Genomic DNA, 15,455 nt, shown 5'->3' on the forward strand with positions numbered 1-15,455 from the left:
TAATACAACTTATTCTTCTGTCATGATAAACTCTCTGCCGTTTATCAAAAAAATAATGCATAAATACCATCTACAACAGATAATGTATGCTGTGTACATTAGTGTTATTATTTAAAAATTTACAAGGATACGGCTTATGGACTTTATGAGCGGCAAGCGCATTCTGATCACTGGTTTAGCTAGTAAACTATCTATTGCTCACGGTATTGCACAAGCAATGCACCAACAAGGTGCTGAACTGGCCTTCAGTTACCAAGGTGATAAACTGAAATCTCGCGTAGAAGAGATGGCGAATAGCTTTGGCTCTAGTATTGTTTTGCCATGTGATGTTGCTTCCGATGAAAGTATCACTACCTTATTTGCCGAGCTGGCGAAGTTATGGCCCAAATTTGATGGTTTTGTCCATTCAATTGCCTATGCACCAGCCGATCAACTTGATGGTGATTATGTCGATGCAGTGACGCGCGAGGGCTTTCGGATTGCCCACGATATTAGTTCCTATAGTTTTGTTGCGTTAGCAAAAGCTTGTCGAAGTATGTTAAATCCTCATTCTGCCCTGGTTACCCTAAGTTATTTGGGCGCTGAGCGTGCGATCCCTAACTATAATATTATGGGATTAGCAAAAGCTTCGCTTGAAGCAAATGTTCGTTATATGGCTAACGCAATGGGGCCTGAAGCTATTCGCGTTAATGGCCTTTCAGCCGGTCCAATCCGCACATTAGCAGCATCGGGCATAAAAGATTTTCGTAAAATGCTATCACATTGTGAATCAATAACCCCCATTCGCCGTACGGTAACAACGGAAGATGTTGGCAATTGTGCTGCTTTCCTTTGCTCTGATTTATCAGCGGGTGTGACAGGTGAAATTTTACACGTTGACGGTGGTTTCAGTATTGCTGCTATGAACGAACTAGAATTAAAAGCTTAGTACAATAATCAGCCCGCCAAATCTATTGTTTGATAACGATACAATTTAACGGCGGACTGCTGTTATTAGCAAGACAACTTAATGATACTTAATGAGATAATTTGCCATCAAATCGGTGATCATCTCTTTTTTATCGTTATAACCTCTAAAATTTTCAGGCGTTATATCGATGATCCTAGGTAACATTGATGTCACAATACTCGATTTTGTTAAGCCTTGAATACCCTGATCACTATCAACCAAACGCAACGCCTCTGCCATTGAACCAAAACAAGCTTTCAGATTATTTTGTGTTTCTTCTGAGCTGCTAGTATTAATTTTTTCCTTGATCAAACTATCAAAGTCCTCTTGCGCAAGGACCTTGTCTAATTGTTGCAATGCTTCTGGATCACTGTTATCGATTGACAAAATATTTTTAAATTCATTCATATCGACTTTGGGGAAAAATTCACCTAAAAAGGTTTTGACCATCCATGATAAAGAAATGGGTTCAGATTGAAGTGCTTCGTTGCTAAATACGTTAATCAATTTGCTATTATCATCTTTATTGTATATTGCTTCGGCTCTCCTCTAAAAATTCCCTCAACGTTTTTGTCCATAATAGATTGATTTAACTTGTCACAAATTCCTACGATATTAGCATGCATTGCTTGTTCTACTGCTATACGCTCTTTAGTAACTTGACCTGCTTCTAATTTGTTCTGCTCAACATTATCGCTGGTTGAGGACATTTTTTTCTGCCAAAAACTGAGATTACTCAATTTGAGTAAACCATCGCACAGCATATTAAAGCCAGTTTTCTGTGGTTTTTCATTTAAAATAGTACTCTCTGATTTTACTGTAGTTAATTGTGCTGATTCAGGTGATTTTTTGCCAGTTAACGTCATTCCTTTTGATGATATTGAAACTCACTCTAAGCAATTTAACGGGAAATTTTTGTGGCTGAGATAAATAGCTAAATGAATCATTTGATTTCCAGTCAAATTCGCTGGAACTATTTTTTACGCCAATCAAACTATTTACCAAACTAATTATTAAATCTTTAAAATTATTAAAGCTAGTTTGAATGCTTGATAACAGCGAAGTGGTTTGTGTCCGCGATGCTTCAGTATTATTGGTGTTGGAAAAACTATCTAAACACATGTTAACTCCATTATTTATTTTATACATTTTCCCCAGCAAGCATAAATATAATTAAATAACAACAATACCAAATTTAGCTTTTCTATTATTTACAAAATAAATATCTGACTTTTTATAAACAGTAAATATATTATCTGTAGATAAATAGCTATTTATAAAATAAATTTATTTAATTATGCCAATAACCAATACGACAACAAATAACATTAATAATTGTAATGATGTTGTATATTATATAATAAAGGTGAAATCTGTATTATTGTTAACATTAGGTTAAATTAAATAAAGAGTATTGTGTTTTAATAAAACTTTATTATTAATATTAAAAATATCGAAATTATTACTGGTTAAATATTATAAACCCGTCAATAAATAAACTTTTTAAAACTCATTACTCTGTTATCAAAATATTATTTATAAGACGGGATTTTTTAATTTACTTATTAATAACTTTTAATAAGATAATTTGCAATTAATTCCTTGATCTGATTAGCTTCCTCTTTGTGTGTCGCGATATACATAATATCAACAAACGAGGGTAGCATTGAAGTAACAATACTTTCTGTTGTTAATCCATCAATCTTATTTTCACCAGTAGCTAAACGCAATGTGTTTGCTATTGTCGCTAAGACCGTTGGTAAATGTTGTTTGGCAGGATCTTTCAACATACAGTCTGTCAATTTTTTATCTAACAACTGATTAAATTTTTCAGTTGAAAAACCTATATTAGTTAATTCTTATAATCCAATTTTAGGAAAAACACACGTAACAAAAGCCTTTATTAAAAATGATAATTCAATGTGATCGTACGCTGCCAGCTATCTTTATTAAATGTATGTCCCAATTTTTTATTATCGGTCAGGCTATACTCTAAACCTGGTTGTTGCCTGAATGCGCCTGAGATTGCTTTCTGCTCTATACATTCATTAAATCTATCACAAATTTCTGTTATATTTTCCCGCATAGCGTAAGCGACTAACTCGGCTGGAGGTACTATCTTTGATTCATTTTTTGAACCAGAAATAGCATTCCATATAGAGCTGGTAAGACGCGAAATAAAAGATTTAGGTGGAGCGAATATGTTTGTTCTGCCAATCGCGTTATTTCATTTCGTACCACGGTAGTCACAACAGATTTTTCCAAGGAAGTTAGATCATTTTCTACATTTATCTCTTTGTTGCTATTTAGATAGTTTGTTGTTTTATCACTAGCATTATCAGGAATTGTTTCATAAGTATGCTGGTTATTTTCTCCAAACGTATCATAGTAAATTTCGTTATCCATTTGTTCTCCTTCTTCTAGAGCATTATCGGAGATTTGTTCATAGGTATTTTTCTCTTGTCCTACAATAGAATATCCTTCTGCATCATAGCAAACGTCATTACTAGCATATTGTTGTTTTTCAACACTATCATAAGGAGCTGCATAAGTAGGCTCCACTTTTACACCATCATTTTGATTAGTAAACTTTACTATATCATTACAAGCATAATAAAGTTCGTTATTAGCGGCTGTTAAATTAGCTAAATTATTTTGCTCTAAAGGATTGTTTGTATTCTTCTTTACAGTAATATAAGCATCAGCTAAATAGCTGTGAAGAAAAGCAGAAAAATTAGGCTTAATTGAAACCGTGTTTTGTTCGCTGGTTAATGCAAAATAATCAGCTTTTACATTATTTTAAATATTTTGATGACTGTTTTTAATACCCAAAATATTTTTGCAAACATGACCTGGATTAATAGTCATGACATCCATATTGGAATTTAGTGCTGTAAATTTAATTAACTGAACTGGTGTAATATTATTTTTATAAAAAGTGATTTTTTTCCTTATTGTTCTAGATAATTCCCAATAACCATTATAAAATTAGCTAGTAAAATAAATATCAAATTACGTTCAAATACTAATAATCCAAACTATGTTTATATAAGAAGCAGTTATATTTAATTAACCATTAAATAATATAATAAATATTTTTATATTATATAAAAGAATAAATATAGTTCTTATTTAAATAATAGATGACATTAATTTAATCTAACTGCCTATAAATTTGACAAATTTTCAAATTACTTCCATATTTAGATATGGTTAAATTAATATACTCTAGGGTGTTAAGTTTATTAAAATGTCACCCATATTCAATAAGTTATTAGTATTCTTTTCAATAGGAGCACGCATGGGTTACTATGAAATCAAAAAAGTAGTAAAAGCACTGACCAACCATACTACTTTGTGTTAAAAGCTACTAATCATGAAGTTATTGCCACTAGTGAGATGTATAAAACCAAAGCCCCAGTACAAAAAGGGATTGCTTCGGTGCAAAAAAATGGTCCAACCAAACAAGTTAAGGATCTCACTAGCGAAAGCTAAGTTATTCATTATTCTTCTAAAAGCTGCAGCTATTGGCAGCTTTTCCTTTTACCTGCTTTCTCTTGCTATCTTTAGCCTGACTAAAAATAAATCCATAAAATCTTTGGCAACTGCTATGCTGTTACTTTAACCGCAATAAACCCGAACAAATCCAAAGGAAGGTCACCATGAAACTCTACTATTCTGCCGGCGCTTGTTCGCTTGCCCCTCATATTGTATTAAGAGAAACCGGCTTAGATTTTAGTATTGAACGGGTTGATCTAAAGAAAAAATATACCGAGAAAGGCTTTGATTTCTATATAATTAATCCTAAAGGCCAGGTACCGGTATTACAGTTAGATAACCAGGATATTTTGACTGAGAATGCGATTATTTTGCAATATATTGCCGATCAAGCCACTAACTCAAATGATAAATTAATCGCACCAATGGGCAGCCTGCAACGTTATCATCAGCTCGAATTGGTTAATTACATTGCAACAGAATTACATAAAGGTTTTATGTCCGCTATTTTCACCTTTAACACCGGATAATTACCATCAGATTGTGATAAAATCCTTGATCACTAAATTTAGCTATATGGAAAATTTGTTGGTTAAGCGTAAATTTATCAGCGGTGAATACTTTACTATTGCTGATGCTTATTTATTTACTATTTATCGTTGGGCTACGGTAGTTAAATATTGACCTTAGCCAATATCAACATCTAACGCAGTATATTGAAGAAAAAATTAGCCAACGTAAAAGTGTAAAGGAAGCATTAACTACTGAAGGTTTAATCTGATTTTAGCTTTGTTTGTTGCTCTTCAGCTTTGATTTAGCTTGAAGAGCAATGTCCTGCGATAAAATGGTTAATCAATCTGTACCACTTTAAAGTGATAAGCTGGATTTACCATTTTATCTTGCGCAGCAACCAGTTGTAATTCATATTTATCCATTGCTTTCGTCTTTAACACCACTTCATAAACCGCTACCGCTACATGCTCTAATGCACTAGATAACGATTTGCCGTTTAATAAATTGACCGACATTAAGCCGCTGGTAAGATCGCCAACCCCTACCGGCTGCTGTTTACCAAAATCAATAAGTGGCAGACTGATATGCCAGCAATGCGCTTTGGTCACTAATAGCATTTCAAAACAGTCGGCATGATAACCGGCACGACTGAGATGTTTTACTAAAAACGTTTGTGGGCCTTGTTGACACAATTCTCTCGCCGCTAATAGCACTTTTGTTCAACATTAGTAATCGATTTTCCAACTAATGTTTCCATCTCTAATAGGTTAGGCGCCATTATGTCGCTGATAGGTAAAGCTTCATGAGATAAAAACTCAGCCACACCCGATGCAACAATACAGCCTTTTTCAGCATGTCATATCACCGGATCACAGAAATAGCAAGCAGCAAGGTTACTTATTTTTATCTGTTTAACAATATCAACAATCGCTTTACCTTGTTTGGCAGAACCAATATAACCCGTCAGAACCGCATCACAATGTTTTAATTGGTGAATCTTAATTCCGTTAACAATATCTGTTAAATGTTCAGGCGGCATAACACTGCCTGTCCATTGTGGATATTGTGTATGATTAGAAAATTGCACCGTATTCAGGGGCCAGACATCAATTCTCATCCGTTGCATAGGAAAAACCGCGGCACTATTATTACCCGCATGGCCAAAAACAACATGCGACTGAATTGATAGAACACTTTTCATATATCACTCATTTTATTTTTGATAATACTCGCCGTTACAAAACAAAGTCATTACTTTCTAAACAAGCAATTAACACATTAGTGATTAATTTAATAAATACCAATAAGTTAATCGCTATGTTAGACAAGACTTATAGTGATTAAATTTACCCTGTATGCATCCATTATTGCCAACTAACTAAGCAGTAATGTTTTTTACCACGGCTGATCAAAGAATAACGGCCAAATAGACGATCTTCCACAGTAAAAACATATTCAGCATCAATACATTTTTTACCATTAATTGCCACCGCATTTGAGCTTACCATCGTTCTAGCCTGACCACGTGACGGTACCAATTTCGCTTCAACTAATGCCTGCTGTAAATCTGCCCCTGAATTTAATTTGATCATCGGCATGCCATCTTGCGCTAACTGGGCAAAATCTGCTGCAGTTAATGCAGCAATCGTATCGGAAAATAAGCTTTCGGTGATCCGCTTGGCCGCCTGTAAGCCCTCATCACCATGTACTAACTGGGTAACTTTCTCCGCTAATACATACTGCGCCCTCGGCGCTTTACCACTATTTTGATCCTCTTCTTGCAAGGCGTCAATTTCTGCAATTGGCATAAAGGTAAAAAATTTAAGAAAGCGGTAAACATCAGCATCGGCAGTATTAACCCAAAATTGATAAAACTTATATGGACTGGTTTTTTGCGGATCTAACCAAACCGCCCCCGCTTCGGTCTTGCCAAATTTAATTCCATCAGATTTAGTAATTAACGGCACCGTCAAACCAAAAACCTGTTTTTGATGTAAACGTCGAGTGAGATCAATGCCTGAAGTAATATTGCCCCATTGATCAGAGCCGCCTATCTGTAATTCAACATTATGTTGGTGACAAAGGTTGGCAAAATCATAAGACTGCAGCAAATTATAGGAGAACTCAGTAAAAGAGATGCCTGCATCATCGCGCTCAAGTCGTTGTTTAACAGCTTCTTTATTGATCATTTGATTAACAGAAAAATGTTTACCAATATCGCGCAAGAAGGTCAAGACATCCATTTGACCAAACCAATCATAATTATTAACTACCTTGGCGCTATTTTTACGACAATCAAAATCAAGAAATGGTGAAACCTGTTGACGAATTTTTTCTACCCACTGCTGTACCGTTTCACTGGTATTTAATTTACGCTCAGTGGCTTTAAAACTTGGATCGCCAATTAAACCTGTTGCCCCACCCACCAAAGCTACTGGTTGATGTCCCATTTGCTGGAAACGCTTTAAACATAGCAAAGGAACCAAATGCCCTAAATGCAAGCTATCAGCGGTTGGATCAAATCCACAATAGAGCGCTACTGATCCCTGGGATAGTTTCTCTATTAATGCCGTTTCATCCGTCAGCTGGGCTATCAAACCCCGCTCTTGCAATTCTTCAATTAGGTTCTTGCTAACCATCAATAACTCCATCAATTTTTATTTCGTCGATTTTGTGGATAAATATAATATAAATAAGCCCAATAGAATAAAACGCGAGTCAAATAAGTGTCAGTTAAAAATCATTTTTTCCGTTTATGGCGCCAAGCGATCAATTTGCCAATGATCATGTTGCCATTGATACAAAAATCGATCATGTAGCCGTTTAGTGCCACCTTGCCAAAATTCAACACTGTTAAATCTGACGCGATATCCGCCCCAAAAACTAGGTAAGGGAATTTCACCATTTTTAAATTTTTGTTTTAAGTCAAAAAATTTATTTTCTAATAGACTTCTAGCAGAAATTTTTGCTGATTGTTGTGAAACCCAGGCCGCTATTTGACTATCTTTTGGTCGACTATGAAAATATTTTATTACCTCAAGTGGCCTGAGTTTTTCTGCTTCACCCAAGAAGCAAACCTGACGCTCTAACTGATACCAGGGAAATAGTAAACTGACTTTATTGTTATGAGCGATGTGTTGTGCCTTACGACTAGATAAATTGGTATAAAATATCAGTCCATTTTTATCATAATGTTTAAGTAATACAATGCGTTGGTATGGTTGCCCATCGCTGTCTACGCTTGCAACACACATGGCTGTTGGATCGACTAATTTTGCTTCAGAAGCCTGCTTTAACCAACGCTCAAACAATACTAATGGCTGGTCGGTTAAATCCTTACGTCTTAAACCACCTTGGGTATATTCCCGTCTTAAACTAGCAATATCCAACTGAATTTTTTCTACCATTTTTTGCCTCTGTCTTGTTACAATAGATATCATGTTATTCACTATTGGCCGGATAAATTGCGCCTAATACTGTTTCCTGGTTAGCGCCAGTAACAGAGGGTAAATTGCCTAGCAAACCCGATAAGGTACGAGCCGCTAGCCAAGCAAAAGCCAAAGCTTTGACATTATCTCCGCTCAAACCATATTTATCTGTTGATGCCACCACAATATTGGTTAACAATTCGCTTAACCTTGCCATAAGATAGTTATTTTTAGCTCCTCCACCACAAACCAATAAACAATCTACTTTGTCATAGATCAACGATTGAACGGATGGTTAATTCTGCCAAAGTAGCCTATACATCCTGGGCTGATAAATTTAAGTACGATGTCAGATATTTTTGTAACCAAGCAGAATTGAAATATTCTCTACCAGTACTTTTGGGCGCTGGTCGCTTAAAATAGGGTCCGCTAGTATTTCAGTAAGAAGCGACTTATTAACCTGCCCTGAGCGTGCCCAATCGCCGTTATTATCATAAGGTTTATTTAAATATTGATTGGCCCAGATATCCAACAGCATATTTCCGGGTCCAGTATCATAGCCTTTAATTATTGAATTCCCAAATAAAGTAGTGAAATTAGCGATGCCAACAATATTTAAAATAATACGATTTTGATCAAGATGACTAAGTACCTTGTGATGAAAAGCAGGTACTAAAGGCGCACCTTGCCCACCATACGCCATATCTCTACGACGAAAATCGCCTACTACAGTGATGTTGGTTAACGCAAAAATTCTATTATTGTCACCTAATTGCAGAGTAAAAGGCCGTTGGCCAGTAGGTTGGTGCCAAACAGTTTGCCCATGACATCCTATTGCGGTAATATCTGTGGCTGATAATAATTGCTGTTTTAATAGGTTATTGATCGCTTCACCATATAACGAGCCGAGCTGATAATCAATTTCACCTATTGTTGCTAAGATGACCGCTTGACCTTGGCATATAGACAAGACTTGATTTTTTAATTCTGTGGGAAAAGGAAAGGAAATCGCACCTAGCTGAATCACATTTTTGTCATCAATCTCAGCCAAAACAACATCAACCCCATCGAGACTGGTACCTGACATCACCACTATATAGTGACCTGCTTTCATGTTTTCCCTCTGATTATTTTATCTATACTTCATTTTAGTCATTCAATATACTTATTGACATAGCTTTTCACTTCAAACATTTAACTCATCGAAATAAAATAAAAAATAACTGTTTAAAAATAAATTAATTAAGCTGAATTTATTACTTTAAGAAAAAATTATTAATGTTTAGACTATATTTAGATTGTAGAAAGTAAATTAATTTTGCTATTTGTCTAATTATCCAGTTCGTTTATATACAATAAATTATGATATTTGTGTATTCATGATTATTATTACACTGTAAATCAGATTTCCAAAAGGAGTAATCATGTTAAAGCAAGTTCTCGTCGGTATTTTTACAGTAACAGCTTTATCGGGCTGTATAAATACAGGTAGTTTTTCTGGGGACACTTATACCGCATCTCAAGCTAAACAATTACAAACTGTGACCTATGGTACCGTTATTCGCGTAACCCCGGTTAATATTCAGGCCGGTGGTGACGAAAACATCATAGGAGCACTGGGTGGTGCTGTTCTGGGTGGGTTATTGGGTAATACGGTTGGCGGGGGCACAGGAAAAACCCTTGCAACAGCGGCCGGTGCGATCGCCGGTGGTGTTGCCGGTCAAAATGTTCAAGGGGCACTTAACAAAACAAAAGGCGTTCAACTGGAAATCAGGTTGGATAATGGCCGAGTTATTTCTGTGGTGCAAAAAAATGATCCAAACAGCTTCCGTAATGGCCAGCGTGTATCTATTATAGGTAGTGGAAATAACATTACTGTTTCACCTCGTTAATTCAACTTAAATAGCATACGCGACTAGATTTAGATAATTAGCCGCGTATTCATTATATTATAACGCCATTTGATCTTTTTTTATTACGCTATCATTTATTACGAATGATTATGTAACCGAATAATATTTTGCTCGAGTTTTAATATCAATGAATAAAGTGTATTTAATTAATCATGTGTAATTCCTCCTAATATTTCCTTTCGGGTTTTTTCAATTACATAATCAACCTGTTTAATAAATGGCATCGATTCTTCTGTTAATTTAATTCTTTTTGCTCGTCTGTCGTTGACACAGGTATGACGCGTGATCAATTTCTTTTCTTCTAATTGATTGAGAGTTATAACTAGCGATGGTTGTTCAATACCTATTGCTTTAGCCAATTGAATTTGTGATTGATCAGGTGGTAACTGGCTAATGTTATATAAGGTTACCCAATGAGTTTGGGTGAGCTTTAATGGTTTCAGACGATGATCAATCAATGCCCTCCAAACTCGAACTAAACGCGCAAGATCAGTTCCTATTTTTGATTCCAATTGTTCCTTCTTAAAAATAGAATACCATCTACATCTATAATTATTAAATTGCCAATTAATATCCCAGAAACATATATCCATTTCTATTCATTAAGATATTAACATAGAAATGGGTAAATATTTATATTTATATTTATATTTATATTTATATTTATATTTATATTTATATTTATATTTATATTTATATTTATATTTAGCATAATAATATATAAACTTATATTTCATTATTAGTATATTAAGTTAACTTAATTAGTGTTCTAATCATTACCCACTTATTTACTATATAAAACAAAAGACTATTAATTAAATATCCTTATAAGAATAGCTTTCATCTAAATTCTATTCTATATGTTTTTATATTAATATTATTTTTAATTTGCAAAAAATAGACAATAAAAAATAAAAAAAATTATAAAACAAGTTATTATAAATAATCTTAAAAGCATTTATTCAGCTATACTTAGATACTAAGTCTATATTGATTTTTAATAAATTACCTGAAAGTTAGAAAAAAACCAATAAAACAACATTATATTTCAAATAAATAATCCCAAATAAAACAAGCTAATAAGTCAACAAATAATATAAAAATAAAATTATAGCAAGATAATAAATTAATACATTGACCACTAGCAATAATAAAAAAAACAATTGTTATGCATTACTAATGCATAACTTGTAAAGGAAAAATAGCCGTTCAGTTTACAATATTATGATAACAAATAGCTTATAACAACATCAGTAATTAGTTATAATTAAATAGCTACTATAAAGTTAACTGAACGATATTTTTAAATCGTCAACAGTTGACACTAAAGTAACGCAATCAATTATATTGTAAATTTTAATTAATAAACCAACTATATAAATTGAAATAATGGTAAGGTTCACGTTATATTAATATCAGTAATGAATGGTTTTTAAACTTAAAAAGAGGCTTATATGCGCTTACTTCATACCATGTTAAGGGTTGGCGATCTACAACGCTCAATTCATTTTTATACTGAAATATTAGGTATGCGTCTATTACGCGCACAAGTGAAAATCCTACATACAAATACTCATTCACCTTCGTCGGCTTTGATGATGAAAGTAAAGGTGCCGTAATCGAATTAACCTATAATTGGGGTGTTGAGCACTACCAGATGGGTACCGCATTTGGTCACATTGCATTAGGCGTTGATAACGTTGCTGATACCTGTAGTAGCATAAGGCGAGCAGGCGGCAAGGTAACGCGCGAAGCAGGACCAGTAAAAGATGGCTCAACGATTATTGCATTTGTGGAAGATCCTGATGGCTATCAAATTGAATTGATTGAAAATAAAAATGCCAGCAATGCCTTAGGGGTAACCTGACGCTTTTCGTCATTGATCGAGCATCTATCTATCTATACATTTTCTATACTGAAGCCAATTTTATGCATTTTAGCCAAAATTTGGAATAATATCTTTATTCTCAAGTATAAAGTCTCAAGCAAATGTCTAATAAAACAAATGGTGGTAACACGCTGGCAAAGCGTTTTCGAGGTTATTATCCTGTCGTTATCGATGCAGAAACTGGTGGGTTTAACGCACAACAAGATGCGCTATTAGAAGTTGCGGCTATGACGCTAAAAATGGATCAAGGGGGTTGGTTAGAGATTGATGAAAAACTCCATTTCCATGTTGAACCTTTTGCAGGGGCAAATATAGAAGCAACTGCACTGGCTTTCACTGGCATCGACCCCACTAATCCTTTACGTAACGCTGTCGATGAATATACCGCTTTACATGCAATTTTTAAGATGGTTAGAAAAGGCATTAAAAATAATGATTGCAATCGGGCAATTATTGTTGCCCACAATGCCAATTTTGATCATAGTTTTATCATGGCTGCCGCTCAACGAGCAAATCTAAAACATAATCCGTTCCACCCTTTTGCGACTTTCGATACCGCAACCCTCAGCGGGCTGGTTTTTGGTCAAACAATTTTAGCTAAAGCTTGTTACACCGCAGGGATCCCTTTTGATGGTAAACAGGCACATGGCGCTCTTTATGACACCGATAGAACGGCATTACTGTTTTGTGAAATCGTCAATAAATGGAAAAAATTAGGTGGCTGGCCACTAATAACCGATGAATAATCAAGGCAGTGGTAATGCATAATTTTACTGCCTTCTAATTAACTATTTATTTTATAATGGTTATTTAGCTACTCAGCTCCAGGCTGTTCTGAAGTACGATATTTATCGGCAGTGGCGGTGATCAATTTCTGTAATTCACCGTGCTGATACATTTCAATAATGATATCGCAACCGCCAATTAGCTCACCATCAATCCATAGTTGAGGGAATGTTGGCCAGTTTGCATACTTAGGTAACTCACTACGAATTCAGGGTTTTGCAAAATATCTACATAAGCAAAACGTTCACCACAAGCAGAAAGGGCTTGAACTGCCTGGGCAGAGAAACCACAGCTTGGAAATTTAGGGGAGCCTTTCATGTATAAAAGGATTGGATTTTCTTTTACCTGGCGTTCAATTTTTTCTATTGTCGTCATTGTTACTTCCTTAAAAACTAAATCTATTATTTTGCACCACGCGAACATAACATTGATATAGAATACCATTTTCTATCAATACTTGATAACCCTTTGCTGCTATCTTTATTATGTTCCAATCGTATTTAATAAAAATTGATTAACATAATTATTAAGTTATCTATATAAAAAATGATAATCTCAATATGTTTATATTTTGTATTTATCAACTGGTTGCACGATACGAATAAAAAAGGAGTCTGCAATGTCTTTCCAATTACCGCCATTACCTTATGCTAAAAATGCTTTAGAGCCCCATATTTCTCAAGAAACGTTAGAATACCATTATGGTAAACACCATAACACTTATGTCAATAATCTAAATAATTTAATTAAAGGGACTAACTTTGAAGGTAAATCATTAGAAGAAATTATAAGAACCGCCCAAGGAGGTATTTTTAATAATGCTGCCCAAATCTGGAACCATACTTTTTATTGGTACTGCTTAGCGCCTAATGCCGGTAGCGAACCAACAGGTAAAATAGCTGAGGTCATTAATCAACATTTTGCCGATTTTGAAAAATTTAAGCACCAGTTTACCGATGCGGTGATCAAAAATTTTGGTTCCGGCTGGACATGGTTAGTCAAACAGGCAAATGGAAAACTTTCCATCGTCAATACTTATAATGCCGCAACACCAATCAGTGGTGATGATAAACCATTACTGACTGTTGATATATGGGAGCATGCTTACTACCTTGATTATCGTAATGCACGGGCAGAATATTTGACAAATTTTTGGTCACTGGTTAACTGGCAATTTGTCGAACAAAATTTGTTGCCATAATTTATTGGATATGATTTGAAAAAGCGTTAAAAGTTAAACAGGCTTCTGGCTATGGCTGTTATTAAATATTGTCACGAACAGCAATTACATAATTAATATTAAATACCATCATAAATTATATTATTTATAATACCAGGTTAGTAAATAAACAAATTTTATTATTAATATAGCCGCTGCATAACTGTGAGTTTTCCCTTAATTATTTGTCTATTGCTCAGTTAATTGATGGATCATCATCTTCAATTGGTGCTCTAACTAAAGAAATGCTTTCATTTGGCATTTCAGCTTCATCATTAACAGTAAGCACTGAATTTTCCCTTAAAGTTGCCCGATATTCGGCTGCTCTTATTACAGGAAGATTGGCTTCTTCAAAGTCTTCTTGCTCGCTTTGCGCTAGCAACCTATCAAAGTCATCAACATTGAGAGTAGAATTTGTACTATTTTCTTCGGTATTTAACGATAAAAATTCACTTCCTGCTGCTGGCTGAGAGGCTCGCGCACGTTCTAATTGTTCAATATAGGATCCTAAGATCATAGAATGTTTCTTCAAAGCATTCCACTTCTTCAGCTAAATCAAAATTGGGATTACTAAGTGGTGAAAGCCTAATGTTACCACCCGAATTGAATGACATATTTGACCGCTGATAAAGTGATATCCCAGGATCAATGTTTATAGTCATATTCAAAGTCATATTAGGCACTAGCTGCTCACCTTCTGATCGAATCTTAGTGCATTGCATTGATAACGCTTGATGGTTTGTACTCGTCGATTGCGCCGTACCCAAACTTGTTCCGTTATTGATTGTGGCCGACTGCCATTGGATATGATTATTACTAACTGTTCGGATCTGCTGCCCTAGTTGGGTGCCAATTGGTTATGAGGAAGAAATAGTTATATCACCTACCTCACCAATCTGAATAGCTGTTACGCGATTAAGTATGACTAATCTAATTAAACATCAATATCCTCCTTGATTTACTTATAAATATTTAGCTAAATCCAATTTTAAAAAATTAAATATCAAATATTTGCTTTTATTTAAGATGTAATAATGTGATTCCCTTTCCAGTATACAAATAAAAAGTTAGTTTATCAGTCAAATTTTATCATTTTAGATAAAATTTAACGGCACTGTTATCTGCTAGTAAATATTGTGGTGATTAGCTTATGTTTATATTGGTTTTTCGTTGATAGCATGAATAGTAATAACTACAATATCATAATAAGTTATATATCATTCAAATGATGCAACTGACAATATAGTGGCCAGTTGCAATA

General features: G+C 34.5%; 13 protein-coding genes and 7 pseudogenes. 7 read left to right on the top strand and 13 right to left on the bottom strand.

Annotation, left to right across the window (positions count from 1 at the left end; translation table 11 throughout):
- The first annotated feature begins 136 nt into the window (after positions 1-136).
- Positions 137-928: an enoyl-ACP reductase FabI gene (gene fabI, locus ARADI_RS03420; protein ID WP_119711121.1), complete on the top strand. Its 792-nt coding sequence runs from the start codon at positions 137-139 to the stop codon at positions 926-928.
- A gap of 78 nt (positions 929-1,006) precedes the next feature.
- Here the strand turns inward: fabI and ARADI_RS03425 are convergent, their stop codons facing one another.
- From ARADI_RS03425 to ARADI_RS03450, 5 genes are all read right to left on the bottom strand, one after another.
- On the bottom strand, positions 1,007-1,456 hold the full coding sequence (locus ARADI_RS03425; RefSeq protein WP_119711122.1) for a hypothetical protein: 450 nt from the start codon (positions 1,454-1,456) through the stop codon (positions 1,007-1,009).
- Positions 1,453-1,815, bottom strand: a complete 363-nt coding sequence (locus ARADI_RS03430) for a hypothetical protein (protein ID WP_119711123.1) — start codon at positions 1,813-1,815, stop codon at positions 1,453-1,455. Before ARADI_RS03430 ends, ARADI_RS03425 begins: the two co-directional genes overlap by 4 nt.
- 699 nt (positions 1,816-2,514) lie before the next feature.
- The gene (locus ARADI_RS03440; RefSeq protein ID WP_238149090.1) at positions 2,515-2,751 is read right to left on the bottom strand and encodes a hypothetical protein; all 237 of its coding nucleotides are present in this window, start codon (positions 2,749-2,751) and stop codon (positions 2,515-2,517) included.
- Positions 2,752-2,852: 101 nt separating this feature from the next.
- Complete coding sequence (locus ARADI_RS03445) at positions 2,853-3,035, bottom strand: hypothetical protein (protein ID WP_119711126.1); 183 nt, start codon at positions 3,033-3,035, stop codon at positions 2,853-2,855.
- Positions 3,036-3,064: 29 nt separating this feature from the next.
- The gene (locus tag ARADI_RS03450) at positions 3,065-3,511 is read right to left on the bottom strand and encodes a hypothetical protein (RefSeq protein WP_119711127.1); all 447 of its coding nucleotides are present in this window, start codon (positions 3,509-3,511) and stop codon (positions 3,065-3,067) included.
- Positions 3,512-4,250: 739 nt separating this feature from the next.
- Between ARADI_RS03450 and ARADI_RS03455 the strand changes: the two are divergent.
- Positions 4,251-4,444, top strand: a pseudogene (locus ARADI_RS03455) (YegP family protein).
- A gap of 167 nt (positions 4,445-4,611) precedes the next feature.
- A pseudogene (gene gstA / locus ARADI_RS03460) lies at positions 4,612-5,228 on the top strand (glutathione transferase GstA).
- Positions 5,229-5,295: 67 nt separating this feature from the next.
- On the opposite strand, the pseudogene pdxY reads toward gstA, so the two are convergent.
- From pdxY to ARADI_RS03480, 5 genes and pseudogenes are all read right to left on the bottom strand, one after another.
- Positions 5,296-6,161: pseudogene (gene pdxY / locus ARADI_RS03465) on the bottom strand (pyridoxal kinase PdxY).
- A gap of 163 nt (positions 6,162-6,324) precedes the next feature.
- Positions 6,325-7,599 carry a tyrosine--tRNA ligase gene (gene tyrS, locus ARADI_RS03470; RefSeq protein ID WP_119711129.1) on the bottom strand — a complete coding sequence of 425 codons (1,275 nt, stop codon included), beginning with the start codon at positions 7,597-7,599 and terminating at the stop codon, positions 6,325-6,327.
- A gap of 114 nt (positions 7,600-7,713) precedes the next feature.
- Positions 7,714-8,367 (bottom strand): pyridoxamine 5'-phosphate oxidase, encoded by a 654-nt coding sequence (gene pdxH, locus ARADI_RS03475; protein WP_119711130.1) that lies wholly within the window; start codon positions 8,365-8,367, stop codon positions 7,714-7,716.
- Between the two features lie 34 nt (positions 8,368-8,401).
- Positions 8,402-8,668: an anhydro-N-acetylmuramic acid kinase gene (locus ARADI_RS20590; RefSeq protein ID WP_369406925.1), complete on the bottom strand. Its 267-nt coding sequence runs from the start codon at positions 8,666-8,668 to the stop codon at positions 8,402-8,404.
- Positions 8,669-8,702: 34 nt separating this feature from the next.
- A pseudogene (locus tag ARADI_RS03480) lies at positions 8,703-9,502 on the bottom strand (anhydro-N-acetylmuramic acid kinase).
- A 310-nt stretch (positions 9,503-9,812) separates the two neighbouring features.
- On the opposite strand from ARADI_RS03480, the gene ARADI_RS03485 reads away from it, so the two are divergent.
- A complete protein-coding gene (locus ARADI_RS03485) occupies positions 9,813-10,280 on the top strand; it encodes an outer membrane lipoprotein (RefSeq protein WP_119711131.1) in 468 nt (155 codons plus the stop codon).
- A gap of 170 nt (positions 10,281-10,450) precedes the next feature.
- Here ARADI_RS03485 and slyA read toward each other — a convergent pair.
- Positions 10,451-10,813: pseudogene (gene slyA, locus ARADI_RS03490) on the bottom strand (transcriptional regulator SlyA); the annotation flags it as partial.
- Between the two features lie 942 nt (positions 10,814-11,755).
- On the opposite strand from slyA, the pseudogene gloA reads away from it, so the two are divergent.
- Positions 11,756-12,168, top strand: a pseudogene (gene gloA / locus ARADI_RS03495) (lactoylglutathione lyase).
- A 122-nt stretch (positions 12,169-12,290) separates the two neighbouring features.
- Positions 12,291-12,935, top strand: coding sequence for a ribonuclease T (gene rnt, locus ARADI_RS03500; protein WP_119711133.1), 645 nt, complete (start codon positions 12,291-12,293; stop codon positions 12,933-12,935).
- A 68-nt stretch (positions 12,936-13,003) separates the two neighbouring features.
- On the opposite strand, the pseudogene ARADI_RS03505 reads toward rnt, so the two are convergent.
- A pseudogene (locus ARADI_RS03505) lies at positions 13,004-13,350 on the bottom strand (Grx4 family monothiol glutaredoxin).
- Between the two features lie 244 nt (positions 13,351-13,594).
- Between ARADI_RS03505 and sodB the strand changes: the two are divergent.
- Positions 13,595-14,176 carry a superoxide dismutase [Fe] gene (gene sodB / locus ARADI_RS03510; RefSeq protein ID WP_119711134.1) on the top strand — a complete coding sequence of 194 codons (582 nt, stop codon included), beginning with the start codon at positions 13,595-13,597 and terminating at the stop codon, positions 14,174-14,176.
- Between the two features lie 214 nt (positions 14,177-14,390).
- Here sodB and ARADI_RS03515 read toward each other — a convergent pair whose 3' ends face one another.
- A complete protein-coding gene (locus ARADI_RS03515; RefSeq protein WP_147392344.1) occupies positions 14,391-14,726 on the bottom strand; it encodes a hypothetical protein in 336 nt (111 codons plus the stop codon).
- Positions 14,727-15,455: the final 729 nt, after the last annotated feature.

This window comes from Arsenophonus endosymbiont of Aleurodicus floccissimus (assembly GCF_900343025.1).
Classification (GTDB): domain Bacteria; phylum Pseudomonadota; class Gammaproteobacteria; order Enterobacterales; family Enterobacteriaceae; genus Arsenophonus.

What these genes read in the sequence shown, in the direction of transcription:
- fabI (WP_119711121.1), top strand. Translation starts at nt 137, where the DNA reads ATGGACTTTATGAGCGGCAAGCGCATTCTGATCACTGGTTTAGCTAGT.
- ARADI_RS03430 (WP_119711123.1), bottom strand. Translation starts at nt 1,815, where the DNA reads ATGACGTTAACTGGCAAAAAATCACCTGAATCAGCACAATTAACTACA.
- ARADI_RS03445 (WP_119711126.1), bottom strand. Translation starts at nt 3,035, where the DNA reads ATGCGGGAAAATATAACAGAAATTTGTGATAGATTTAATGAATGTATA.
- tyrS (WP_119711129.1), bottom strand. Translation starts at nt 7,599, where the DNA reads ATGGTTAGCAAGAACCTAATTGAAGAATTGCAAGAGCGGGGTTTGATA.
- pdxH (WP_119711130.1), bottom strand. Translation starts at nt 8,367, where the DNA reads ATGGTAGAAAAAATTCAGTTGGATATTGCTAGTTTAAGACGGGAATAT.
- ARADI_RS03485 (WP_119711131.1), top strand. Translation starts at nt 9,813, where the DNA reads ATGTTAAAGCAAGTTCTCGTCGGTATTTTTACAGTAACAGCTTTATCG.
- rnt (WP_119711133.1), top strand. Translation starts at nt 12,291, where the DNA reads ATGTCTAATAAAACAAATGGTGGTAACACGCTGGCAAAGCGTTTTCGA.
- sodB (WP_119711134.1), top strand. Translation starts at nt 13,595, where the DNA reads ATGTCTTTCCAATTACCGCCATTACCTTATGCTAAAAATGCTTTAGAG.